The sequence below is a fragment of the Parafrankia sp. EAN1pec genome (assembly GCF_000018005.1).
Lineage (GTDB): Bacteria > Actinomycetota > Actinomycetes > Frankiales > Frankiaceae > Parafrankia > Parafrankia soli.
This window is the reverse complement of sequence record NC_009921.1, coordinates 2,066,003-2,088,513: the sequence shown is the minus strand read 5'-3', so window position 1 is coordinate 2,088,513 and position 22,511 is coordinate 2,066,003. Positions and strand designations below refer to the sequence as shown.

Here is a 22,511-nt window from a genome sequence, read left to right as displayed (position 1 = left end):
CCACCCATGAGCATCCAGACCAGCCACTCGACTGACCATCGCTCTGGACCAGGCAACCACCCACTACAGGGGCACCCAGCCAGAAAGCTCCTTAGAAAGGAGGTGATCCAGCCGCACCTTCCGGTACGGCTACCTTGTTACGACTTCGTCCCAATCGCCGGTCCCACCTTCGACGGCTCCCCCCACAAGGGTTGGGCCACCGGCTTCGGGTGTTACCGACTTTCGTGACGTGACGGGCGGTGTGTACAAGGCCCGGGAACGTATTCACCGCAGCATTGCTGATCTGCGATTACTAGCGACTCCGACTTCACGGGGTCGAGTTGCAGACCCCGATCCGAACTGAGACCGGCTTTTTGGGATTCGCTCCACCTCGCGGTATCGCAGCCCATTGTACCGGCCATTGTAGCATGTGTGCAGCCCAGGACGTAAGGGGCATGATGACTTGACGTCATCCCCACCTTCCTCCGAGTTGACCCCGGCAGTCTCCTATGAGTCCCCGACATGACTCGCTGGCAACATAGGACAAGGGTTGCGCTCGTTGCGGGACTTAACCCAACATCTCACGACACGAGCTGACGACAGCCATGCACCACCTGTGCAGAGCCCCTAAGGACCCCATATCTCTACAGGATTTCTCTGCATGTCAAGCCCTGGTAAGGTTCTTCGCGTTGCATCGAATTAAGCCACATGCTCCGCCGCTTGTGCGGGCCCCCGTCAATTCCTTTGAGTTTTAGCCTTGCGGCCGTACTCCCCAGGCGGGGCGCTTAATGCGTTAGCTGCGGCACGGAGGCCGTGGAAGGTCCCCCACACCTAGCGCCCAACGTTTACGGCGTGGACTACCAGGGTATCTAATCCTGTTCGCTCCCCACGCTTTCGCTCCTTAGCGTCAGTTCCGGCCCAGAGACCCGCCTTCGCCACCGGTGTTCCTCCTGATATCTGCGCATTTCACCGCTACACCAGGAATTCCAGTCTCCCCTACCGGACTCTAGCCTGCCCGTATCGACTGCAGGCCCGGGGTTGAGCCCCGGGTTTTCACAGCCGACGCGACAGGCCGCCTACGAGCTCTTTACGCCCAATAATTCCGGACAACGCTTGCACCCTACGTATTACCGCGGCTGCTGGCACGTAGTTGGCCGGTGCTTCTTCTGCAGGTACCGTCACTCTCGCTTCGTCCCTGCTGAAAGAGGTTTACAACCCGAAGGCCGTCATCCCTCACGCGGCGTCGCTGCGTCAGGCTTTCGCCCATTGCGCAATATTCCCCACTGCTGCCTCCCGTAGGAGTCTGGGCCGTGTCTCAGTCCCAGTGTGGCCGATCGCCCTCTCAGGCCGGCTACCCGTCGTCGCCTTGGTAGGCCATCACCCCACCAACAAGCTGATAGGCCGCGGGCCCATCCCAAGCCGATAAATCTTTCCACATCACCAGATGCCCGATGATGTCATATCCGGCATTAGCCCCGGTTTCCCGGAGTTATTCCAGAGCTTGGGGCAGGTTGCCCACGTGTTACTCACCCGTTCGCCGCTAGGAGCAAGCTCCTCGCTCGACTTGCATGTGTTAAGCACGCCGCCAGCGTTCGTCCTGAGCCAGGATCAAACTCTCCATCAATGCTTTGAAAGAGATGGTCGGGCCGCCAAGCCCAACCGATCCTGGCAAGACAGATCCTCGTATGAGTCTGTCATTGCCAAAGGAATTTCCCACCACAACCAGAAGCACTAAGCCCTGGCCATGGACGGGGGTTAAAAATATGGCACTGACTATTCGGTACGCTGTTGAGTTCTCAAGGAGCAGGTGCGTACAGGAGTTCACGCCGCGAAGCGGTTCCTCCAGGCACTTTTGCCCAAATTCGTCTTGTTTAGGTTGGAAGCGCCGTGACCCTTGCCAGGATCTTGCGCTCTACCCTCAGCCTCGCCCTCTCGGTCGAGGCCCTGTCCCGCGTGGAGCCACCCTGTTCGGTGTCTTCCGTGTCGCGCTGACAGTGAGAACATTACGGGTGGATGACGGGAGGCGTCAAATCAATCGGGACCCGGATAGTGTGATGTATGTCACATGGCTCCACTTGGAGCTTGACGCCGCTGTCTGATATGCGAGGCTTGAGGTTCTGCGCTCGAACGGATGGGCGACGGACCAGCCCCGCCACCAACGCGGGAGGACCGCTCGAACCACCTTGGTGCCAGCCACCGTGAAGCGGTGGACGCCTCGCCGGGTCGCCCGAGGCGGGGGACGTGCCGGCCGCGGGCGAGTTGGCCTCTCTGCGCCGCAGGGACACAGTCCGTACGCGTCGGTCTGTGCGGGTTCGGTCGGGCCGTCGCAGGCCACGCGCTTCAGTCCGGGCGTCTCACACTCCGGGCGTCTCAGGCCACGCGCCTCAGGCGGGCGTCCGCGGGGGCCGGCCCCAGCTCACCGACGGCTCGTTCAGGATCCAGAGCCGGTACGGGCGGTCGAGGCCCGTCCGGATGCCGATCCGGGGACCACGGCCCACCTGGGTCTCGGCAACGGGTGCTCCGGAGTGAACCGTCACCGGGCCGGATCCGACGAGGTCGGTGCCGGTGAAGCCGCCGTCCACCCCCAGGGCCCGGGCGAAGCGTCCAGGCCCGCTCGCGACGCGCCAGGCGGCCGCGGCGCCCCCCGCTCCCGCGCTCCCGGCCCCGGACGCGGACTCAAGCCCGGGCTCGGGCTCCGGCTGGCGGGCGCTGCCCGGAACATGCCGGGCCGGGACGGACCCGGCGACCGCACCAGCCCGGATCAGAACCGCGGCGGCCGTACCCTCCGGACCGCACACGACGTTGAAACACCAGTGCATGCCGTAGACGAAGTAGACGTAGGCGTGTCCGGGCGGTCCGAACATGACCCGCGAGCGCGGGGTCGGACCGCGGAAGGCATGGGACGCCGGATCGTCCGTGCCGCCGTAGGCCTCCACCTCGGTGACCCGCAACGCGACCGGCCCGTGCCGGACCGTCGTCCCGAGGAGATCTCGGGCGACGGCCAGCACGGGCCGGTCGTAGAAGTCGCGACTCGGAACGCCGGTCAGCTCCCGGCCCACGCCCGGTCCCGGTCGAGCACCGGCCCGAGCGCCTCGATCTGCTCCCGGACGCGCGCGGGAGCCGTCCCGCCCGGTGCCGAGCGTGCCTCGAGCGCACCACGCACCGAGAGCACCGATCGGACGTCGGCGGTGAGCAGTGGGCTGATGACCGCGAGATCGTCCTCGGAGACCTCGTCCATGTCGGCGTCGTGGGCCACACACCAGGCCACGAGCTGCCCGACGGCCTCGTGTGCCTCCCGGAAGGCGACCCCGTTGCGGACGAGGTACTCCGCCACGTCCGTCGCCAGCGCGAACCCGTCCGGCGCGGCGGCCGCGAGCCGTTCCCGGCGCACCCGCATCGTCGCGACCATGCCGGTCACCGCCGGCAGCACAACGAGGAGGGTGTCGACCGCGTCGAACACCGGCTCCTTGTCCTCCTGCAGGTCGCGGTCGTAGGCGAGCGGCAGGCCCTTGAGGGTGGTCAGCAGCCCGGTGAGCGCGCCGATGAGCCGGCCCGACTTGCCGCGGGCCAGCTCGGCCACGTCCGGATTCTTCTTCTGCGGCATGATCGAGCTGCCGGTGGCGAAGGCGTCGTCAAGCTCGACCCAGCCGAACTCCCGGGTCGTCCACAGGACGATCTCCTCACCGAGCCGGGACAGGTGCACCCCGATCAGCGCGGCGATGAAGAGGAACTCGGCGGCGAAGTCCCGGTCGGACACCGCGTCGAGCGAGTTGGCGAAGGCCCGGTCGAAGCCGAGCTCGGCGGCCACCCCCGCCGGGTCCAGCGGCAGTGAGGAGCCGGCGAGCGCGCCGGCGCCGAGCGCGCTCACCGAGGCACGCCGGTCCCAGTCCCGCAGCCGGTCGGTGTCCCGGGCGAACGCGTGGACGTGCGCCAGCAGCTGGTGCCCGAACGAGATCGGCTGGGCGTGCTGCAGGTGGGTCATCCCCGGTGCCGGGGTCTCGACGTGCTGCTCGGCCAGCCCGACGAGGGCGGTGGAGAGCTCGGTGACCCGCGCGGCGACCTGACGCGCGTGATCGCGCAGGTACAGGCGCAGGTCGGTCGCGACCTGGTCGTTGCGGCTCCGGCCGGCCCGGAGCTTGCCCCCGAGCGCGCCGAGGCGCTCGAGCAGCCCCCGCTCGAGCGCGGTGTGGACGTCCTCGTCCTCGATGGTCGGGCGGAAGCGGCCGTGGGCGACCGCGTCCGACAGGTCGTCGAGTGCGCCGAGCATCGCCGTCAGCTCGGCGTCGTCCAGCAGGCCGGCGCGGTGCAGGACGCGGGCGTGTGAGCGGGAGGCGAGCAGGTCGTACGGCGCCAGGCGCCAGTCGAACTGCACGCTGACCGACAGCCGCGCCAGCGCCTCGGCCGGCCCGCCCGCGAACCGCCCGCCCCACAGCCGCAGCGGCGGCGTCGACGCGGGGGCGTCCGCCTGCCCACCCGCGCCGGCGTGCCCCCCGGTGTCCTCTCCGTCGGTGTCGTCGGCGGTGTCCGTGCGCGCCGCGTCCGTGCGCGCGACGTCGCCCTGTGCCCGTTCGGGATCCATCCGTTCCTGCTCCTCGTCGGCCGCTGGGTGACTCCCAGTCGCCACCGACCGGATCGACGTCACGGGTTGAGCCGCTGTTCGCGGGCCGCCCAGACCTTGGTGGGCAGGCCCCACAGCTCGATGAATCCCCGCGCGTCGGTCTGGTCGAACTGGTCGCCGGCATCGTAGGTGGCCAGCGCGTGGTCGTAGAGACTGCCCGGGCTGCGACGGCCCACGACCTGGGCGACGCCGCCCGCCAGCCGGATCCGGACGTCGCCGGTGACACCGACACTGGCCGAGTCCACGAAGGCGTCGAGGGCTGCCCGCAACGGCGAGAACCACAGCCCGTCATAGACGATTTCGCCCCAGCGCTGGTCGATGCCCCGCTTGAACCGGGCGACGTCCCGCTCGAGGGTGAGGTCCTCCAGGTCACGGTGCGCGGTCAGCAGCGTGATCGCCGCTGGGCACTCGTAGATCTCCCGGCTCTTGATGCCGACGAGCCGGTCCTCGATCATGTCGATGCGACCGACGCCCTGGGCACCCGCCCGGGTGTTGAGCTCGGCGACGAGGTCCACCAGCGACAGTGCCCGCCCGTCCAGCCCGGTCGGCAGGCCGTCGGTGAACGAGATCGTGACCTCGTCGGACGGCCGGGAGACCGTCGGGTCGGCCGTGTAGACGAAGACGTCCTCCGGCGGCTGCGCCCACGGGTCCTCGAGGACCCCGCACTCGGCCGTGCGGCCCCACAGGTTCTGGTCGATCGAGTACGGGGACTTCTTCGAGACGTCGATCGGCAGGCCACGCTCCTCGGCGAAGGCGATCGCCTTGTCCCGGGTCATGCCCGAGTCGCGCACCGGGGCCAGCACGCGCAGGCCCGGGGCCAGTGCCATCACGCCGACCTCGAAGCGGACCTGGTCGTTGCCCTTGCCCGTGCAGCCGTGCGAGATCGCGTCCGCCCCGTGCTGTTTGGCGGCCTCGACCAGGTGCTTCACGATGATCGGCCGGGACAGCGAGGAGATGAGCGGGTAGCGGTCCATGTACAGGGCGTTGGCGCGGATCGCCGGGGCGACGAAGGATGCCGCGAACTCCTCGCGGGCGTCGACGACGATCGACTCGACGGCGCCGCAGGTGAAGGCGCGCTGGCGGATCGCCTCGAGGTCCTCGCCGCCCTGGCCCACGTCGACGGCCAGGGCGATGACCTCGGCGCCGGTCTCGGCACCGATCCAGCCGATGGCCACGGACGTGTCGAGGCCGCCCGAGTAGGCAAGCACGACGCGTTCGGTCACGGAGTCACTCCTTAGTTGATTCTCGGTTCACGTGGTCGTTCATGACGCCGGTGGACGGGAGGTCTGCCCCGCCTGGTCCTCAGCCGGCGCCCGCGCCGGTACCTGCCCCGATGCCGGGATGCCCGCCCGTTCCGGGTGGAACCGCCACCCGTGCGACGCCGTCGGCCAGCGACAGCAGCCGGCCGGCGAACGCTGGCCCACCGGGGCCGGTGGGCCCCGCGCGGCAGACCACCAGGACGGTGTCGTCACCGGCGATGGTTCCCATCACCTCCGGCAGGGCCGCCCGATCGAGCGCGGAGGCGAACAGCTGCGCGGCCCCCGGCGGGGTACGCAGCACGACGAGGTCGCCGTTGGCCTCAGCCGAGACGAGAAGCTCCTCGCAGAGCCGGGCCAGCGGGATGCGCACCGTCTCGGCCGGCGCCAGGTTCACGTCGACCGAGTACACGAGCGCACCGTTGGCCCCGCGGACCTTCGTCGCGCCGATGTCCTCCAGATCGCGGGACAGGGTGGCCTGGGTGACCTGCACACCTTCCTCGGCAAGCAGACGCGCGAGCTCCGCCTGCGACCGTACCGACCGCGCCGCGATCAGCGCGGCGAGGCGGGCCTGCCGGGCGTGTTTCGTCAGCGGCGCGGCCGAGCGGATGGTCATCGGGAACCGACACCCGCCGTGGTCTCGTCCAGCAGGAACGACAGCAGGGCCTTCTGCGCGTGCAGCCGGTTCTCCGCCTGGTCGAACACCACGGAACGCGGCCCGTCGAGCACAGCCGCGGAGATCTCCATCTCCCGGTGCGCGGGCAGGCAGTGCATGACGATCGCGTCCGGGCTGGCCGCCTCGACGACCTTCTCGTCGAGGCGGTAAGGCTGGAAGACCAGCGCCCGGCTGTCGGACTCGGTGTCCTGCCCCATCGACGCCCAGACGTCGGTGTAGAGCACGTCCGCGCCGGCCGCGGCCTCGAGCGCGTCGTGCGTCACCAGGGCCTCGCCGCCGGTGACCGCACCGATCTCGTTGGCGTGCCGCACGACCTGCTCGATCGGCTCGTAGCCCGGCGGCGAGGCGACGTGGACCCGCAGCCCGGCGAGTGCGCCGGCGAGCAGCAGCGAGTGGGCGACGTTGTTGCCGTCGCCCAGGTACGCCAGGGTCACGCCGGCGAGCCGGCCGCGGATCTCCCGGATGGTCTGCAGGTCGGCGAGCGCCTGGCAGGGGTGGGTGTGGTCGGAGAGCGCGTTGATGACGGGCACGGTGGCCGCCGCCGCCATCCGGTCGACCCTGTCCTGGGCGAAGGTGCGGATGACGATGGCGTCGACGTAGCGGCTCAGGACGGCTGCGGTGTCCTCGATGGTCTCGCCGCGGCCGAGCTGGGAGGAGCCGGAGTCGATCACGATCGGGTGCCCGCCGAGCTCGGCCACCGCAACGTCGAAGGACAGCCTCGTCCGGGTCGACGGCTTCTCGAAGATCAGCGCGACCGAGCGGCCCTCGAGCGGGCGGCGGGCGGGCTTCCGGTCGCGGCGCGTCGCCTTGAGCTGGTCGGCGAGATCCAGCAGTGCGGCCTGCTCGGACGAGGTCAGGTCGGTGTCGAGCAGGAAGTGTCGGGCCGTCATGCGCTGACCTTAGATCCTTCGTCCGACTTTTTCGGGCCGGTCGCCGCGGTCCTGTCCCCCTGGGCGTGGGTCTCCCGCGCCCGGTCGGCGATGCCGGGCAGCGCGGCGACGAACGCGTCGACGTCCGCCGGGGTGAGCACGAGCGGCGGCGCGAGGCGGACGGCGTTCGCCGCGACCGCGTTCACCAGGAAACCGGCCTCGCGGGCGGCGGTCTCCACCTCGGGCGCGAACGGGGCGTCGAGCTCGATCGCGAGCCACAGCCCGACGCCGCGCACCCCGGTGACCCCGGCCGCGTCCGCGGCGACGATGCCGTCGCGCAGTGCGCCGCCGAGCACCACCGCGTGCTCGAGCAGGCCCTCGGCCACGATCGTGTCGAGCACGGCGAGGGCGGCCGAGCACACCACCGGCCCGCCACCGAAGGTGCTGCCGTGGTCACCGGGACGCAGCAGGTGACCGGCAGCGCCGATCCCGATGCAGACCCCGATGGGCAGGCCGCCGCCGAGGCCCTTGGCCAGGGTGATCACGTCCGGTACGACGCCCTCGGTCTGGTGGGCGAACCACGCGCCGGTGCGGCCGATGCCGCTCTGGACCTCGTCGAACACGAGCAGCGCGCCGTGTGCGTCGCAGGCGGCGCGGGCGGCGACCAGGTAGCCGGGCGGCGATGGGATCACCCCGGCCTCGCCCAGGGTCGGCTCCAGGAAGACGGCGGCAGTCCGCTCGCTGACCGCGGCGGCCAGCGCGTCGGCGTCGCCGTGCGGGACGAAGCGCACGCCCGGCAGCAGCGGCTCGAACGGCGCCCGCTTCCCGGGCTGGCCGGTGATCGACAGGGCGCCCATGGTCCGGCCGTGGAAGGCCCCCTCGGCCGCGATGATCTCCGAACGGCCGGTCCGTCGGCTGATCTTGATCGCGGTCTCGTTCGCCTCGGCGCCCGAGTTGCAGAAGAAGGCCCGGCCGTCCACGCCCAGCAGCTCGATCAGGCGTTCGGCGAGCAGGAGCTGCGGGGTGTTCACGTACAGGTTGGACGTGTGGCCCAGGGTGTCGAGCTGTGCGACTACCGCCGCGCGCACCGCCGGGTGGCAGTGGCCGAGGACGCTCACCGCCACCCCGGCGATCAGGTCCACGTACTCGCGGCCGTCGGCGTCCCACACGTGCGCGCCGGACCCGCGGGTCAGGGCGATGGAGGGACGGCCGTAGGTGGCCATGATGACGGCGTCGCGCCGGTCGAGCAGATCGGCGTTCACGATCCTCCCCCGATGATGTCCGCTGTTGCCGGGTCGCCCGCGCTGGAACTGGTGGTTGCTGTGACGGCGCCCTCGACCGCGACGGTGCCGGCGGCGGCGGGTGGGTCGGCGCGAATCAGCGTCCCGATGCCCTCGTCGGTGAAGATCTCGAGGAGCAGCGCGTGCGCGACCCGCCCGTCGAGCACGTGTGCCTGGGGGACGCCGCCGGAGACGGCGCGCAGGCAGGCCTCCATCTTCGGGATCATGCCCGACGACAGGGTGGGCAGGAGCCGCTCGAGCTCGCCGACGGTCAGCTCACTGATCACCTCGTCGCTCGCCGGCCAGTCGGCGTAGAGGCCCTCCACGTCGGTGAGCACGACGAGCTTGGCCGCACCCAGCGAGAGCGCCAGCACCGCCGCCGCGGTGTCCGCGTTGACGTTGTAGACGCCGCCGTCGAGGCCGCGGGCCACCGAGGCCACCACCGGCACCTTGCCCGAGTCGAGCAGGGCGTTGACGGTCGCCGGCTGGACGTCGACCACGTCGCCGACCAGCCCGACGTCCACCGGGCTGCCGTTGACCATCGCCGGGCGGCGCCGGGCGGTGAACAGGTTCGCGTCCTCCCCCGACAGGCCGACGGCGAACGGGCCGTGGTTGTTGATCATCCCGACGACGTCCCGGTTGACCTGGCCGACGAGGACCATCCGGACGACCTCCATGGTCTCCGGGGTGGTGACCCGCAGGCCGCCGACGAACTCCGAGCGCACCCCGAGCCGCTCCAGGTGGGCGGTGATCTGCGGGCCTCCGCCGTGCACGACGACGACGCGGATGCCGGCGTAGCGCAGGAAGACGATGTCCGCGGCGAACGCCTCGCGCAGCTCCGGGCGGGTCATCGCGTTCCCGCCGTATTTGATCACCATGGTGGCGCCGTGGAAGCGGGACAGCCAGGGCAGCGCCTCGATGAGCACGGTGGTCTTGGCCAGCGCGGAATGCCCGCGGGCGGTTGCCGCCGGTCCGCGTGGCGGCGCGGGGATGTTCGCTCCGGCCCACCCCACGGGCTTCACCGGGTTCGTGTCCGCGCTCATGTCGAGTACGCCGAGTTCTCGTAGACGTAGCCGTCGGTGAGGTCATTCGTGCGCACGGTGAGCTCGACGTCGCCGGCGTGCAGGTCGGCGACGATGCTGATCTCCCGCCCGCCGAGGTCGACCAGTTCCCGCGGCTCACCCGGCGCGCCGCCGCGACACACCTGGATGCCGTTCATGGTCACGTCGAGGCGGTCGGGCTCGAAGGCCGCGGACGTCGTACCGATCGCCGCGAGCACCCGGCCCCAGTTCGGGTCCTTGCCGTAGAGCGCGCACTTGAGCAGGTTGTTGCGGGCCACCGAGCGGCCGACCTCGAGGGCGTCCGCCTCCGAGGCCGCGCCGGTGACCGTGATGGAGATCGTCTTGGTGGATCCCTCGGCGTCGCCCAGCATCTGGCCGGCCAGGTCGTCACAGACGGCGGTGACCAGCTCGGTCAGCTCCGCCTCGGGCAGGGACCGCCCGGACGCGCCCGAGGCGAGCAGCAGCACCGTGTCGTTCGTCGACAGGCAGCCGTCGGAGTCGACGCGCTCGAACGTCGTCCGGCACGCCTCCCGGACCACCCGGTCCAGCGTGGCGCTGTCGGCGACGGCGTCGGTGGTGACGACGACGAGCATCGTCGCCAGCGACGGCGCGAGCATCGCCGCACCCTTACCCATGCCGCCGACCGTGACGACACCGTCACCAGCCGCGCCGGATGTGCTGGTGCGCACCGCCTGCTTGGCGACGGTGTCCGTGGTGCGGATCGCCTCGGCCGCGGCGTCACCCCCGGCCGGCGAGAGCGCCACGACCGCCTGGGTGACGCCGGGGAGGAGAAGATCCATCGGCAGCCGCACGCCGATCAGCCCGGTGGAGCAGACCGCGACCTCACCGGCGCCGATCCCGAGCGCCGCGCCGACGTGCTCGGCGGTCGCGTGGGTGTCGGCGAACCCCTCGGGGCCGGTGCAGGCGTTGGCCCCGCCGGAGTTGAGCACGACAGCGCGCAGCCGGCCGGTGGTCAGCACCTGACGGGTCCACAGCACGGGCGCGGCCTGCACACGGTTGCGGGTGAACACGCCCGCGGCGGCGTCGGCGGGACCGTCGTTGACGACGAGGGCGACGTCCGGACGCCCGGACGGTTTCAGCCCGGCGGCGGCGCCGGCGGCTCGGAACCCCCGGGCGGCGGTGACGCTCACTGTTGCTTCCCTTCCCTAGCTGGCAGGGCCCTCGCTGTCACCGGGGCGGTCACGGCGCGAGGCCCTGAACGCTCAGACCGGTGGTCTCCGGCTGGCCGAGCATGAGGTTGGCGCACTGGACCGCCTGCCCGGCGGCTCCCTTGGTGAGGTTGTCGATCGCGGCGACGACGACCACCCGGCCCGCCTCGTCGTCCACCGTCGCCTGCAGGTGGATGCAGTTGCTGCCGAGCGTCGACGACGTGCGCGGCCACCGCCCGGGCGGCAGCACGCGCACGAACGGCTCGTCGTCGTAGAAGGCGCGCAGGATGCCGGTGATCGTGTCGGCGTCGGCGCCGAGGCCCGTCCCCAGGTCGTCACCGGCGGCGAGGTCGGCGGCGGGCCGGGCGGTGCAGGTCGCCAGGATGCCGCGGGGCATCGGCGCGAGCACGGGGGTGAACGACAGCGACACCGGCGAGCGGGCGTACCGGGTGAGCGTCTGGACGATCTCGGGACGGTGCTGGTGGGTGCCGACCTTGTACGCGGTCATGTCGCCCATGACCTCGCTGCCGAGCAGGTTGACCTTCGCCGCCCGGCCGGCGCCGGATGTCCCGCTCGCCGCGACCACGACGATGTCGGACGGGTCGACCGCACCCGCCGCGACCAGCGGGACCAGCGCGAGGCTCACCGCGGTCGGATAGCACCCGGGCGCGGCGACCCGGTTACTGACCCGGATCTCCTCCCGCGCCCCGGGCAGCTCGGGCATTCCGTACGTCCAGGTGCCGGCGTGCTCCCCGCCGTATGCCCGGCGCCATGCCTGCGGGTCGTGGAGGCGATGGTCCGCGCCGAGGTCGACGATGCGGACCCCGGCCGGGAGGGTCGCGGCGACCGCGGCCGACTGCCCGTGCGGAAGCGCCAGGAACACGATGTCGGCGGTGGTCTCCGCCAGCGCGGCGGCGTCGACGAAGACGCGGCCGGCCAGGTCGGGCAGGTGCGGGTGGACGTCGGTCACCTCCACCCCGGCGGAGGTGTTCGCCGCCAGGTCGCCGATCTCGATGCCTGGATGGCCGAGCAGCAGCCTCAGCAGCTCGCCGCCGCCGTATCCGCTCGCGCCCGCTACTGCCGCAGTCACTCCCATGACTGCAACTTTATACACACGACCCTATGAAGATACAAGGGTTTACGGAGAGCGCCGAGGCTCCCACGGAGCGCCCTCACTGTGCCACCGCCATCGAGAACCTCCCTGAAACACGGCCCTACCTGCCCGTTGAGCGACGGTTGACGCCCCGGGGGACCACTGTGGGCACACTGGTCCCGACGCCACTCCGGACAACGGCGTTCCGGAGGCGGGTCGGGGTGGGCGGTCACGGCCGTCCACCCCGATCGTCACACCGCCCCGCCGGTCATGCGGGCCGCCGCCCCCCCCGGATCACGAGAAGGCACCTGCCGGTTCGCCGCCCGCAGCGCGCCCTCCCAATCAGGCCAGGTGGCCCCGCCCGCCCGGGCCAACTCGTCCGTCCGGTCCGTCCGCCTCGTGCCGTTGCCCGGCCGTCCGGGAACCGCTCGCGTTGAGAGTTCGACAACAAACCGTCAGTCACCTGACAGTCGGCCCCCGGGCCGGGGTGCCACCATCCCGGCGTCGGGACGACCCAGGATGGGAGTGACGATGGCGATCTCACTCGGTTACCTGCTCACGGTGCTTGCCGCCGTCGCCGCCGTGGTGGCGCTGCGCGCGAGGGCGGTGCGGGGCCGCGCCACCGGGGAGCCCGATCCGCGGGCGGTTCCGGCCGAGGACCTGGCGCTGGTCGCCGCCGGGCCGAAGCGGGCCGCCCTGACCGCTCTCGTGGGCCTCTACGAGGCCGGCGCGATCTGCATCCCGCTGACCTGGCGGCTCGGCGTGTCGGGTCCGCTCCCGACGGGGAGCACGCCGCTCGCCGCGAGCGCGCACCGGCTGATCGCGGCCGCCGGCCAGCCGAGCGTCCGCGGAATTCTCCAGCCGCTCGCCAACGGTCCCGAGCTGCGGGCCGCGCAAGCGCGCCTGGCCGCCGCCGGTTACGTCCCGTCCGCCGGCCTGGTCGGCCTGCTGAACCTCGTGCGGCTGTTGGTGCCGCTGGCCATCGCCGTCGCCGCTCTCGCGCTGCTCGCCGACGGCGCGGGCGCGCCGGGACTCGTCGCGTCGGTGGCGCTCATCGGCGCGGTGGCCGTGATCCTCCTGGCCGGGCCGGCGCCGGCGACGCGGGACGGCCGCCGGCTCGTCGAGACCGCCAGGGCCCGCTTCGCCGGATACGCGGACGGGGGCGTACCCGGCCAGCGTGCCGTCGCGGTCGCGCTGTTCGGGCCGGCGGCCCTGTGGCGGGCCGACGCCACCGTCGCGAACCGGCTGGGGGTCGGACCCCGGCCCCAGGACGTCCGCATCGGTGGCCGGGGCGACTCGGCGCGCGGGCACACCGGCCCGACACACTCGGGCGACAGCGCGTTCGGTGGAATCGCAGGCTGGTTCGCCTTCGGCGGGGACGACTCGCACCACGGCGGCGGGGACGGTTGGAGCAGCGGGCACAGCTGGGGCGGTTGGGGCGGCGGGCACGGCGGTGGATGCGGAGGCGGTGGGCATGGCGGAGGTGGCGGCGGTGGAGGTTGCGGCGGTGGAGGTTGCGGCGGTGGCTGACCGGATCGCAGCCGCCGGGGCTCCGATCCGAGACGCCCCGCCGTCGCGGCGGCCTACGGCCAGCGCGACCAGCGAGACCGGCTCGACCTACGTGGCGAGCCCGACCGGCCCGACCGGCCCGACCGGCGCGGCTGCGGCGGTCGGCGCGGCTGGGGCGCTGGCGGGGCTCGGCGCCGGATGGCGTCCCGAGCTCGGCGCCGTCCTCGCCGAACGGACCGACCTGGGCTTCGTCGAAGTGATCGCGGAGCTCGTGCACCCGAAGGCCCCACCGCCGCCCGCCCTCACCGGACTCGGCGTGCCGGTCGTCCCGCACGGCACCAGGCTCTCCCTTGGTGGCACCGAGCCGCTCGACCCGTCCCGGGTGGCGTGGCTGGCCGCGGTCGCCGAACAGCTGGGCTCGCCCCTGGTCAGCGAGCATGTCGCCTTCGTCCGGGCGGGGGGAGTCGAGGCCGGGCATCTGCTCGGCGTCCCGCGCACCCGGGAGGCGCTGGGCGTGCTGGCCCGCAACATCGCCGACCTGCGGGCCGAACTGCCCGTCCCACTGGCGCTGGAGAACGCGGCGAGCGTGCTCGCCTGGCCGGACGACGAGTTGGACCCGGCCGCGTTCCTGACCGAGCTCGCCGACCGCACCGGCGCGCTGCTGCTCGTGGACGTCGCCAACCTGCACGGGGACGCGCTGAACCACGGCATCGACCCGCTGCGGTTCCTCGACGCGCTGCCCTGGGAGCGGGTGGCGTACGCCCATGTCGCCGGGGGACGGGTGGCGAACGGGATCTACTTCGACACCCACCTGCATCCGGTGGCGCCGGAGGTCCTGGCCCTGGTGGGCGAGGCCGCGGCGCGCTGGTCAGGGGTCCCCGCCGTCCTGCTCGAGCGAGACGGGAACTACCCCCGCGCGCCCGAGATCCACGCGGAGCTCGATGCCGTCCACGCCGCCGCTCTCGGGCCGGGCCCGGGACGGCCGGCGGGACGGCAGCCGGCCGCGGAGTTCGAGCAAAGACCGGTGACGCTCAGACAAAGAGCGGTGACGCTCAGGGAGACACCGGTGACGCTCGAGGAACGGCAGGTGACGATGGTCGCCGATCTGGTGAGCGGCCGCGGTCCCGGCGACAGGTTCGATCCGGAACGGTTCGAGGCGGTCCGCGGGACGCTGATCGACAAGCGGCGCGCGGCGGTCGCCCGGTGCTGGCCCGAGCTCGCCGCGACGAGCGACTTCGCGAGCCGGTTCGCGGAGTTCGCCCGGACCCGTCCACCGGCCGGAACCCGCGCTGACGCGCTGGGCTTCGCCGCCACCGTCCACGACCGCCTCGGGCCGGGGGCTCGCCGGGAGGTGCTCGCCGCCCGCCTGTCGTCACGGCGGCTCGCCGTGATCGTCGACCGCGTGCCCGGCGGGCGGACCCTGATCGGCCTGCGACTCCCCCTGCTCGCCCCGTTCGTCCTGCCGACCGGAGCGGCGGCGGCCGGCGGCGGCTGAGCGGCGGCGGCCGCCGCTCAGCCGCCGGTGCCGGCCGGCGGCCGCCGTCAGTCAGCCGCGCAGGACGGCGCCCGTCCGGCTGGTGGCCTCCGCGACGGCCGCGTCACGGGCATCGTTGGCCTCGGCCGCCGTCAGTGTCCGGTCCGGGGCCCGCAGGCGCAGGCCGAAGGCCAGCGAGCGGCGGTCGGGGCCGACCTGGTCGCCCTCGTAGACGTCGAACAGCGACAGCGCCTCCAGCAGGTCCCCGGCCCCCGCCCGCAGCGCCTCGGTCACCGCGGAGACGGAGACGTCCACCGCGGTGACCAGCGCGACGTCACGGTCGGCCGGCGGGAAGGTGGAGATCGCGGGAGCCGCGACCGGCGGCCGCTCGAGCGCGGCGCCGATCAGCGCGTCCAGGTCCAGCTCCATCGCGCAGGTGCGCGCCGGCAGCCCGGCGGACCCGAGGACCCGCGGGTGCAGCTCCCCGGCGGACCCGACGACCCGGCCGTCGACCGACAGCTCGGCGCAGCGGCCGGGGTGCCAGGGCATGGCGTCCCCGGCGGCGACGGCCAGCTCGACGCCGACCGCGGCGGCGGCGGCGTGCGCGGCGGCCAGGGCGTCGCCCCAGTCGGCGGCCCGCCCCGGACCCCACCAGCCGGCGGGCTCGCGCAGGCCGGTGAGCACCACCGCGACATGACGCGGCTGACGGGGCAGGGCCGCGTTCAGCGCGCTGATCTCGTCCTCGCTGGGACGGCGATCGACCGGCGGCGTGACCACCGCGGCCGGCACGGCCGGCACGTCAGCCGGCTCCCGGAAGACCAGCCCGCTCTCGAACAGCGCGAGGTCGGTCTGGCCGCGGCCGAGGTTGCGCACGGCCGCGGCGATCAGCCCCGACAGCAGCGTGGTGCGCAGGTAGGAGGCGTCCTGGGCGATCGGGTTCGCCACCCGCACCGCCGCCCGGCGCTCGTCGCCGGCGGGCAGGCCGAGCGCGTCGGCGGCGTCCTCGGCGACGAACGGGAGGGTGAGCACCTCGACGAACCCGTCGGCGGCGAGCGCCCGCCCGACGGCCCGCCGCATCTGCTGGGCGGCGGTGAGACCGCGCCCGGCGGGCAGCAGCGGCAGCGTCACCGGGATGGTGTCGTACCCCTCGAGCCGCACGACCTCCTCGACCAGGTCCGCGGGGCGGAGCAGGTCGGGCCGCCAGGACGGCGCCGTCACCAGGAGCTCGCCCGGCTCGCCCGGACTACCCGCCGCCTCGGCGGGCTCCGGGTCGCGCAGCAGGCAGCCGACGTCGGCGAGGCGGCGGCGGATCGCATCCGCCGGGTAGGGCCGGCCGGCCAGCCGCTCGGGCTCGCCGAGCGGGAACACGATCGGCTCCGGCGCCGCGCGGTGGTCGACGTCGGTGACGCCGGGCTCGGCGGTGGCTCCGGCCAGCTCGCGCAGCAGGTCGACAGCCCGCTGCGCGGCGACCGGCGCGAGCGCCGGGTCGACCCCGCGCTCGAAGCGGCGCGACGCCTCGGAGCCGAGGCGGTGCCGGCGGGCCGTCCGGGCGACGGTCACCGCGTCGAAGTGCGCGGACTCCAGCACGATGTCGGTGGTCGCCGCGGAGATCTCCGTCGCGGCGCCGCCCATCACCCCGGCGAGCGCGATCGGCCCGGAGTCGTCGGCGATGACGAGGTCCTCGGGGTCGAGCTCGCGGTCGACGCCGTCCAGGGTGAGCAGCCGCTCCCCCGCCCGGGCGCGGCGGACGACGATCGGGCCGGTGAGCTTAGCCCGGTCGAACGCGTGCAGGGGCTGCCCCAGACCGAGCATGATGATGTTGGTGACGTCGACCGGCGCGGAGATCGGCCGCATGCCGGCCAGCGACAGCCGCCGCGACCAGTCCAGCGGGGTGCGCGCGGCGGGGTCGACATCGCTGACCGTCCGGGCGACGTAACGATCGCAGGCGACGGTGTCCTCGACCCGCACCGGGTATCCGGCCGCGTCCCCGGCGCCGGTCGTGGAGCCGGCGGTCGCGGAGCCGGCGCCGGTCGCGGCGGGCTCGTCGGAGCCCCAGGCACCGGGGTCGTCGAACGGCAGGCCGAAAGCCGTCGCCGATTCCCGGGCGATGCCGCGCACCGACAGGCCGTAGCCCCGGTCCGGGGTGACGGCGATGTCGAGCACCTCGTCGCCGAGGCCGAGCAGCTCGGCGACGTCCGTCCCGATCCGGGAGCCCGCGGGCAGGACGAGGATCCCGCTGTGGTCCTCCCCGAGGCCCAGCTCCCGGGCCGAGCAGATCATCCCGTCGCTGACGTGCCCGTACGTCTTGCGGGAGCTGATCTCGAACCCGCCGGGCAGCACCGAGCCGGGCAGCGCGACCGGCACCCGGTCGCCGACCTCGAAGTTGAACGCGCCGCAGACGATCCCGCGCACACCGGGCTCCGCCTCCTCCGCCCCGGACGCTACGGGCCCGCCCGGCTCACCGAGCTCGGCGACCCGCACCCGGCAGAAGCGGACGTCCTTCTTCTTCGCCGCGACGACCTCGATCGAGAGCACCTCGCCGACCACCACGCCGGCCAGGTCGCCACCGACGGTCTCCAGGCCCTCGACCTCGAAACCGGCGCGGATCAGCGCGTCGGCCACGGCCTTCGCCGGCGGCAGGCCGCCGACCTGCTCGCGCAGCCACGACATCACGATTCTCACCGGGTCAGCCCTCGCTTCCGAACGGCAGGCCGAAGCGGACGTCCCCGTCGACGAAGTCGCGGATCTCGCGGACGTCGTGCCGGGTCATCGCGGCCCGTTCCAGGCCCATCCCGAAGGCGAAACCGCTGTAGCGCGCAGGGTCGACCCCGCAGGCCCGCAGCACGTTCGGGTCGACCATCCCGCAGCCGCCGGCCTCGATCCAGCCCTCGTCGGAGCAGACCCGGCACGGCTGACGGGCGGCGTCGCCACGGCAGGCGAAGCACTGGACGTCCAGCTCGGCGGACGGCTCGGTGAACGGGAAGAACGACGGCCGCAGCCGGGTGGACAGTCCGGAACCGAACAGCGCCTGGGCGAACACCTCGAGGGTGCCGCGCAGGTCGGCCATGGTGATGCCTTCGTCGACGGCGAGGCACTCGAGCTGGCCGAACACCGGCGAGTGCGTCGCGTCGATCGTGTCGTTGCGGTAGGTGCGCCCGGGGCAGACCACGTAGACCGGCAGCGGGCGGGACAGCAGCGAGCGGATCTGCACCGGCGAGGTGTGCGTGCGCAGCAGCCGGCCGGACGCGGCCGGCTCGACGTAGAGCGTGTCGTGCTCGCTGCGCGCGGGGTGGTCGGGCGCCATGTTGAGCGCCTCGAAGTTGAACCAGTCGTGCTCCACCTCGGGGCCCTCGGCGACCTCGTAGCCCATGGCCACGAAGACGTCGGTGAGCCGGTCGGAGAGCAGGCTCAGCGGGTGGCGGGCGCCGCGGCGGCGGCGGTCGACCGGCAGGGTCACGTCGACCCGCTCGGCGACCAGGATCTCGGCGTCACGCCGGGCGGTGAGCTCGACCAGCCGGGCCTCGTAGGCGGCCCGGACCTTCGCAGTCGCGGCGTTGTGCGCGCGGCCGGCCTCCGCCCGGTGCTCGCGGGGCAGGGCTCCGAGCTCGCGACGGGCGAGCATCAGCGGCGCCTGCTGTCCGTCCACGTGGGCGGTGCGCACGGCGGACAGCGCGGCCAGGTCGTCGGCCCCGGCGATCGCGGCGAGTGCAGCGGCCGCGGCGCCGTCGAGCCGTCCGGGATCCAGGGCACCGAGATCCACGGGATCAGCGGTCTCGTTGGGGGCGGGCACGATGATCATCCTCATCGACGGTGGGCGGGCTGACACAGCCCGCCCGAATGGATGGGTCGGTTCTCCGGGGCGCCCGCCGGTGGTTCGTCGTACGCGGCCTCAGCCGAACACGGGCCCACCGGCGGGCACGAAAAATCGGAACTCCGCCCCGCCGCCCGGCGCCTTGCCGACCGAGATCGTCCCACCGTGCGCGTCGATCAGCGCCTTGGCGATGTACAGCCCGAGACCGGTGCCGTTCCCGCGGCTCGCGCCGCGCCAGAACTTGGCGAACACCCGGGTGGCGTTGGCCTCCGGGACGCCGTCGCCCTCGTCGCCGACCGTCACCTCGGCGCCTGTCCCCGTACCGCTGAGCACGACGGTCACAGTACCCGCGCCGTGGCGCAACGCGTTGTCGACAAGGTTGTGGAGCACCTGCTCGATCTTGTCGGGGTCGACCCACATCTCGGGCAGGTCGCCCTCCATCCGGACGGCGAACCGCTCCGGCGGGGCGGAGCCGGCCGCGATCTTGCCCTCGACGACCCGGCGGACGGCGACGCGCATGTCCACGATCTGCTTGCGGATCTGCACCCGGCCGGCGTCGATGCGGGAGACGTCGAGCAGCTCGGTCAGCAGCCTGGTGACCCGGTCGGCGTCGGTGTTGACGGTGTTGAGCATGAGCTTCTTCTGCTCGTCGGTGAATCTGTCCCACCGGGCGAGCAGGGTCGCCGTGAACCCCTTCACGCTGGTCAGCGGCGAGCGCAGCTCGTGCGCGACCGTGGCGATGAGATCGGCGCGGTTGCGCTCGATCCGCTCCCGGCTGACCGTGTCACGCAGGCAGACGGCGACCCGTACGAGGGCGCCTTCGACACGGGTGAACCGGGTGGTGACGTTGAAGTCATGGTCGGAGGCGGGACCGGCGTAGGTCAGCCGGCGCTCGGGCTGCCCGGTGACCCGGGGCAGCCCGCGGCTCGGCTGCGAGCACTCCCACCAGTCGTTGCCCCGCTCGTCGAGCAGCGGCAGGACGTCGGTGACGTGCCGACCGACCGCGTACCCGGCGGACAGCCCGGTCATCTTCGTCGCGGCGGCGTTGAAGAGCTCCACAGTGCCCGTCGCGTCGGTGACGACCACCGGGTCGGGCAGCAGGTCGAGGGCCGCCGGAGAAAGCACGTCCACCGACTCCTCCGCGGTCTCGGTCTCGGTCTCACCAGCCCCGTGCGCCGTGGCGCCGACGTCGGGGACACCGGCGGCTACGGCGTCACCCTCCGTGACACCGACATCCGGTACACCGACGACCTGGTCGTCGTCCGCGACGTAATGCCCGGAAGTGGACGCGACGATGCGCGTCAATGCGCCCCACCTCCCCCGGCGCCGGACGTAGCGGACCCGACCATTCTCTGCGCCCGCGCCGACGCATACAGACACAGCGCTGACGCAACCGCAAGATTCAGCGACTCGGCCTGACCGTACACCGGTACCCGCACCGCCGCGTCCGCGGACGCCGCCGTCGCCGGCGTGAGGCCTCTCGCCTCGTTGCCGAAGACCCAGGCCGTCGGCCCCGCCAGCGTGCCCACGCCGGCCAGGTCGTCGAGGTCGCGGGCCGCGTGGCCCGAGGCCGCCAGCACCAGGCACCCGGCCCGGCGCAGCGCCCCGACGACCGCGGGGCCGTCCTCGGCGACCACGACCGGCAGGTGGAACAGGCTCCCCGCGGACGCCCGGACGCACTTCCCCCCGAAGGGGTCGACGCTGTTCCCGGTGAACACGACCGCGTCGGCGCCGGCCGCGTCGGCCGAGCGAATCACGGTACCGGCGTTCCCCGGGTCGTTCGCGCCCTCGCAGACCGCGACCAGGCGCGGCCGGCCCAGATCCGCCAGCTCGTGGCGGGGCAGCTCGGCGACGCCGACCAGGCCCTGCGGGGTCACCGTCTCCGACAGCGCCGCGGCGGCGGCGTCCGTCACGAGCCGGACCGGCAGGTCGGCTGCGGCCAGCAGGTCCGCGTGCCGCTCCGCCGCCGACTCGCCGACGAAGAGCTCCACCAGGGCACCCACGGCGAGCGCCGCGGTGACCGCCTGCGCGCCCTCGACGAGGAACAACCCCTCGCCGCGGCGATCCGCCGGCCGCCGCAGCCGGCGGGCGGCGGCGACCCGGGCCGAGCGCAGCCCGTCCACCCGCCCGGGCGACGGGCGGGCGGACCGGCCGCCGGTCGCCGGCCCGGACCGGTCGCCGGTGAGGGCTGTCGGCCGGCCCGCGGAGCGGCCCTGCAGGTGGCGAGGCGACACCGGTGGAAGCCCGCGGTGCCTCAGGCGGCCGAGGTCTCGGCCGCCGCGGGCAGCGCCGCACGGGCGACCTCGACGAGGGCGGCGAACGCGGCCGCGTCGTTGACGGCGAGATCGGCGAGGATCTTGCGGTCCACCTCGACACCGGCCAGCCGCAGGCCCTGGACGAAGCGGTTGTAGGTCAGACCGTTCGCCCGCGCCGCGGCGTTGATACGAGTGATCCACAGCTGCCGGAAGTCGCCCTTGCGCGCGCGACGGTCCCGGTAGGAGTAGGTCATCGAGTGGAGCATCTGCTCCTTGGCCTTGCGGTAGAGCCGCGAGCGCTGGCCCCGGTAACCGCTGGCGGCCTCGAGAACCTCGCGGCGCTTCTTCTGGGCGTTGACCGCCCGCTTCACGCGTGCCATGAGGGCACCTGTCTCCTTCGTTCGTTCACTTCCGGCCCCCGGACCCCGCCAGGGAGCGTCGGCGGAGGCGGAACTGTCAGCGAGCCAGCAGGCGCTTGATGCGCCGGTTGTCCGCGGAGCTCAGCGGGACCTCGTCGTACAGCCGGCGGGTGCGGCGGCTCGTCTTGTGCTCGAGCAGGTGGGCGCGGTTGGCGCGCCGACGCATGATCTTCCCGGTGCCGGTGACGCGGAACCGCTTCCCGGTACCGGTGTGGGTCTTCATCTTGGGCATGATCGGTCCCTGTGGGTGGGTTGCGGGCACGCGCCGCTGGCGCGCCTGTTCGGAGTACCCGTGCTGTGTGCACGTCGTTGCGACTTCGCCCGGTCGTGACCTACACCTGGCTGGCGGACTCCGGGGTCCGCTGGGGCTTGGCGCCCTTGTGCGGGGCCATGACCATCGTCATGTTCCGGCCGTCCTGCTTGGGCTGGGCCTCGACGTAGCCAAGGTCGGCCACGTCGGTCGACAGCCGCTGCAGCAGCCGGATGCCGAGCTCGGGACGGGACTGCTCCCGACCTCGGAACATGATGGTGATCTTGACCTTGTCGCCGGCCTTGAGGAACCGCACTACGTGACCCTTCTTGGTCTCGTAGTCGTGCGGATCGATCTTCGGTCGGAGCTTCATCTCCTTGATAACCGTCTGGACCTGGTTCTTACGAGCCTCGCGACGCTTCTGGTCGGACTCGTACTTGAACTTTCCATAGTCCATCAGCTTGCAGACCGGCGGACGGGCAGTGGGTGCCACCTCGACGAGGTCGAGGTCGGACTCCTGCGCCAGGCGCATGGCTTCCCCGATGGAGACGATGCCGATCTGCTCGCCCTCCGCACCTACGAGGCGAACCTCCGGAACGCGGATCCGGTCATTGATACGTGACTCTGTGCTGATGTGCTTTCCTCCGTGGCTCGACGCGCGGGCACGACCTCACCGCAGCGGAGCACCAAGCCCGGGACATCCCGGGCTCCCGGCCGACAACGCCGTGGGAACGGCTCGGCCGACCGGCGACCCGGCCACCGCGTGCGAGCCGGTCGAATTAACGACCAGCC

General features: G+C 72.6%; 18 protein-coding genes and 1 rRNA gene. 2 read left to right on the top strand and 17 right to left on the bottom strand.

The window, feature by feature from the left end:
• Window positions 1–95: 95 nt before the first annotated feature.
• From FRANEAN1_RS08535 to argC, 10 genes are all read right to left on the bottom strand, one after another.
• Window positions 96–1,603, bottom strand: a 16S ribosomal RNA gene (locus FRANEAN1_RS08535).
• A gap of 760 nt (window positions 1,604–2,363) precedes the next feature.
• On the bottom strand, window positions 2,364–3,038 hold the full coding sequence (locus tag FRANEAN1_RS08530; protein WP_020459355.1) for a DNA-3-methyladenine glycosylase: 675 nt from the start codon (window positions 3,036–3,038) through the stop codon (window positions 2,364–2,366).
• A complete protein-coding gene (gene argH / locus FRANEAN1_RS08525) occupies window positions 3,023–4,621 on the bottom strand; it encodes an argininosuccinate lyase (protein WP_041253872.1) in 1,599 nt (532 codons plus the stop codon). Before argH ends, FRANEAN1_RS08530 begins: the two co-directional genes overlap by 16 nt.
• A complete protein-coding gene (locus tag FRANEAN1_RS08520) occupies window positions 4,618–5,820 on the bottom strand; it encodes an argininosuccinate synthase (protein WP_020459353.1) in 1,203 nt (400 codons plus the stop codon). Before FRANEAN1_RS08520 ends, argH begins: the two co-directional genes overlap by 4 nt.
• Window positions 5,821–5,899: 79 nt before the next feature.
• On the bottom strand, window positions 5,900–6,469 hold the full coding sequence (gene argR, locus FRANEAN1_RS08515; protein WP_020459352.1) for an arginine repressor: 570 nt from the start codon (window positions 6,467–6,469) through the stop codon (window positions 5,900–5,902).
• On the bottom strand, window positions 6,466–7,419 hold the full coding sequence (argF, locus tag FRANEAN1_RS08510) for an ornithine carbamoyltransferase (protein WP_020459351.1): 954 nt from the start codon (window positions 7,417–7,419) through the stop codon (window positions 6,466–6,468). Before argF ends, argR begins: the two co-directional genes overlap by 4 nt.
• Window positions 7,416–8,660 carry an acetylornithine transaminase gene (locus FRANEAN1_RS08505; protein ID WP_020459350.1) on the bottom strand — a complete coding sequence of 415 codons (1,245 nt, stop codon included), beginning with the start codon at window positions 8,658–8,660 and terminating at the stop codon, window positions 7,416–7,418. The genes argF and FRANEAN1_RS08505 overlap by 4 nt, the downstream gene beginning before the upstream one ends.
• Complete coding sequence (gene argB, locus FRANEAN1_RS08500; RefSeq protein ID WP_049795604.1) at window positions 8,657–9,721, bottom strand: acetylglutamate kinase; 1,065 nt, start codon at window positions 9,719–9,721, stop codon at window positions 8,657–8,659. Before argB ends, FRANEAN1_RS08505 begins: the two co-directional genes overlap by 4 nt.
• The gene (gene argJ / locus FRANEAN1_RS08495; protein ID WP_020459348.1) at window positions 9,718–10,890 is read right to left on the bottom strand and encodes a bifunctional glutamate N-acetyltransferase/amino-acid acetyltransferase ArgJ; all 1,173 of its coding nucleotides are present in this window, start codon (window positions 10,888–10,890) and stop codon (window positions 9,718–9,720) included. Before argJ ends, argB begins: the two co-directional genes overlap by 4 nt.
• A gap of 49 nt (window positions 10,891–10,939) precedes the next feature.
• Window positions 10,940–12,004 (bottom strand): N-acetyl-gamma-glutamyl-phosphate reductase, encoded by a 1,065-nt coding sequence (gene argC / locus FRANEAN1_RS08490; protein WP_041253871.1) that lies wholly within the window; start codon window positions 12,002–12,004, stop codon window positions 10,940–10,942.
• Between the two features lie 516 nt (window positions 12,005–12,520).
• On the opposite strand from argC, the gene FRANEAN1_RS08485 reads away from it, so the two are divergent.
• Together FRANEAN1_RS08485 and FRANEAN1_RS08480 are read left to right on the top strand one after the other, a co-directional pair.
• Window positions 12,521–13,531, top strand: a complete 1,011-nt coding sequence (locus tag FRANEAN1_RS08485) for a TIGR04222 domain-containing membrane protein (protein WP_198145474.1) — start codon at window positions 12,521–12,523, stop codon at window positions 13,529–13,531.
• Window positions 13,476–15,005 carry a DUF692 domain-containing protein gene (locus FRANEAN1_RS08480; RefSeq protein ID WP_347177037.1) on the top strand — a complete coding sequence of 510 codons (1,530 nt, stop codon included), beginning with the start codon at window positions 13,476–13,478 and terminating at the stop codon, window positions 15,003–15,005. Before FRANEAN1_RS08485 ends, FRANEAN1_RS08480 begins: the two co-directional genes overlap by 56 nt.
• A 51-nt stretch (window positions 15,006–15,056) precedes the next feature.
• Here the strand turns inward: FRANEAN1_RS08480 and pheT are convergent, their stop codons facing one another.
• From pheT to infC, 7 genes are all read right to left on the bottom strand, one after another.
• A complete protein-coding gene (pheT, locus tag FRANEAN1_RS08475; RefSeq protein WP_041253870.1) occupies window positions 15,057–17,666 on the bottom strand; it encodes a phenylalanine--tRNA ligase subunit beta in 2,610 nt (869 codons plus the stop codon).
• Window positions 17,667–17,670: 4 nt separating this feature from the next.
• Window positions 17,671–18,774 (bottom strand): phenylalanine--tRNA ligase subunit alpha, encoded by a 1,104-nt coding sequence (pheS, locus tag FRANEAN1_RS08470; protein WP_020459343.1) that lies wholly within the window; start codon window positions 18,772–18,774, stop codon window positions 17,671–17,673.
• Between the two features lie 99 nt (window positions 18,775–18,873).
• The gene (locus FRANEAN1_RS08465) at window positions 18,874–20,100 is read right to left on the bottom strand and encodes a PAS domain-containing sensor histidine kinase (protein ID WP_020459342.1); all 1,227 of its coding nucleotides are present in this window, start codon (window positions 20,098–20,100) and stop codon (window positions 18,874–18,876) included.
• A complete protein-coding gene (locus FRANEAN1_RS08460) occupies window positions 20,097–21,029 on the bottom strand; it encodes an RNA methyltransferase (protein ID WP_020459341.1) in 933 nt (310 codons plus the stop codon). The genes FRANEAN1_RS08465 and FRANEAN1_RS08460 overlap by 4 nt, the downstream gene beginning before the upstream one ends.
• Before the next feature lie 20 nt (window positions 21,030–21,049).
• Window positions 21,050–21,430 carry a 50S ribosomal protein L20 gene (gene rplT / locus FRANEAN1_RS08455; RefSeq protein ID WP_020459340.1) on the bottom strand — a complete coding sequence of 127 codons (381 nt, stop codon included), beginning with the start codon at window positions 21,428–21,430 and terminating at the stop codon, window positions 21,050–21,052.
• 76 nt (window positions 21,431–21,506) lie between these two features.
• Window positions 21,507–21,701, bottom strand: coding sequence for a 50S ribosomal protein L35 (gene rpmI, locus FRANEAN1_RS08450; protein WP_020459339.1), 195 nt, complete (start codon window positions 21,699–21,701; stop codon window positions 21,507–21,509).
• Window positions 21,702–21,801: 100 nt separating this feature from the next.
• A complete protein-coding gene (gene infC, locus FRANEAN1_RS08445) occupies window positions 21,802–22,353 on the bottom strand; it encodes a translation initiation factor IF-3 (protein WP_083788185.1) in 552 nt (183 codons plus the stop codon).
• Window positions 22,354–22,511 lie beyond the last annotated feature (158 nt).

Bases quoted from the DNA above. Each gene is read 5' to 3' on its own strand.
- argR (WP_020459352.1), bottom strand. From the start codon at position 6,469: ATGACCATCCGCTCGGCCGCGCCGCTGACGAAACACGCCCGGCAGGCC.
- argC (WP_041253871.1), bottom strand. From the start codon at position 12,004: ATGGGAGTGACTGCGGCAGTAGCGGGCGCGAGCGGATACGGCGGCGGC.
- FRANEAN1_RS08480 (WP_347177037.1), top strand. From the start codon at position 13,476: ATGGCGGAGGTGGCGGCGGTGGAGGTTGCGGCGGTGGAGGTTGCGGCG.
- FRANEAN1_RS08485 (WP_198145474.1), top strand. From the start codon at position 12,521: ATGGGAGTGACGATGGCGATCTCACTCGGTTACCTGCTCACGGTGCTT.
- argB (WP_049795604.1), bottom strand. From the start codon at position 9,721: ATGAGCGCGGACACGAACCCGGTGAAGCCCGTGGGGTGGGCCGGAGCG.
- argF (WP_020459351.1), bottom strand. From the start codon at position 7,419: ATGACGGCCCGACACTTCCTGCTCGACACCGACCTGACCTCGTCCGAG.
- rpmI (WP_020459339.1), bottom strand. From the start codon at position 21,701: ATGCCCAAGATGAAGACCCACACCGGTACCGGGAAGCGGTTCCGCGTC.
- rplT (WP_020459340.1), bottom strand. From the start codon at position 21,430: ATGGCACGCGTGAAGCGGGCGGTCAACGCCCAGAAGAAGCGCCGCGAG.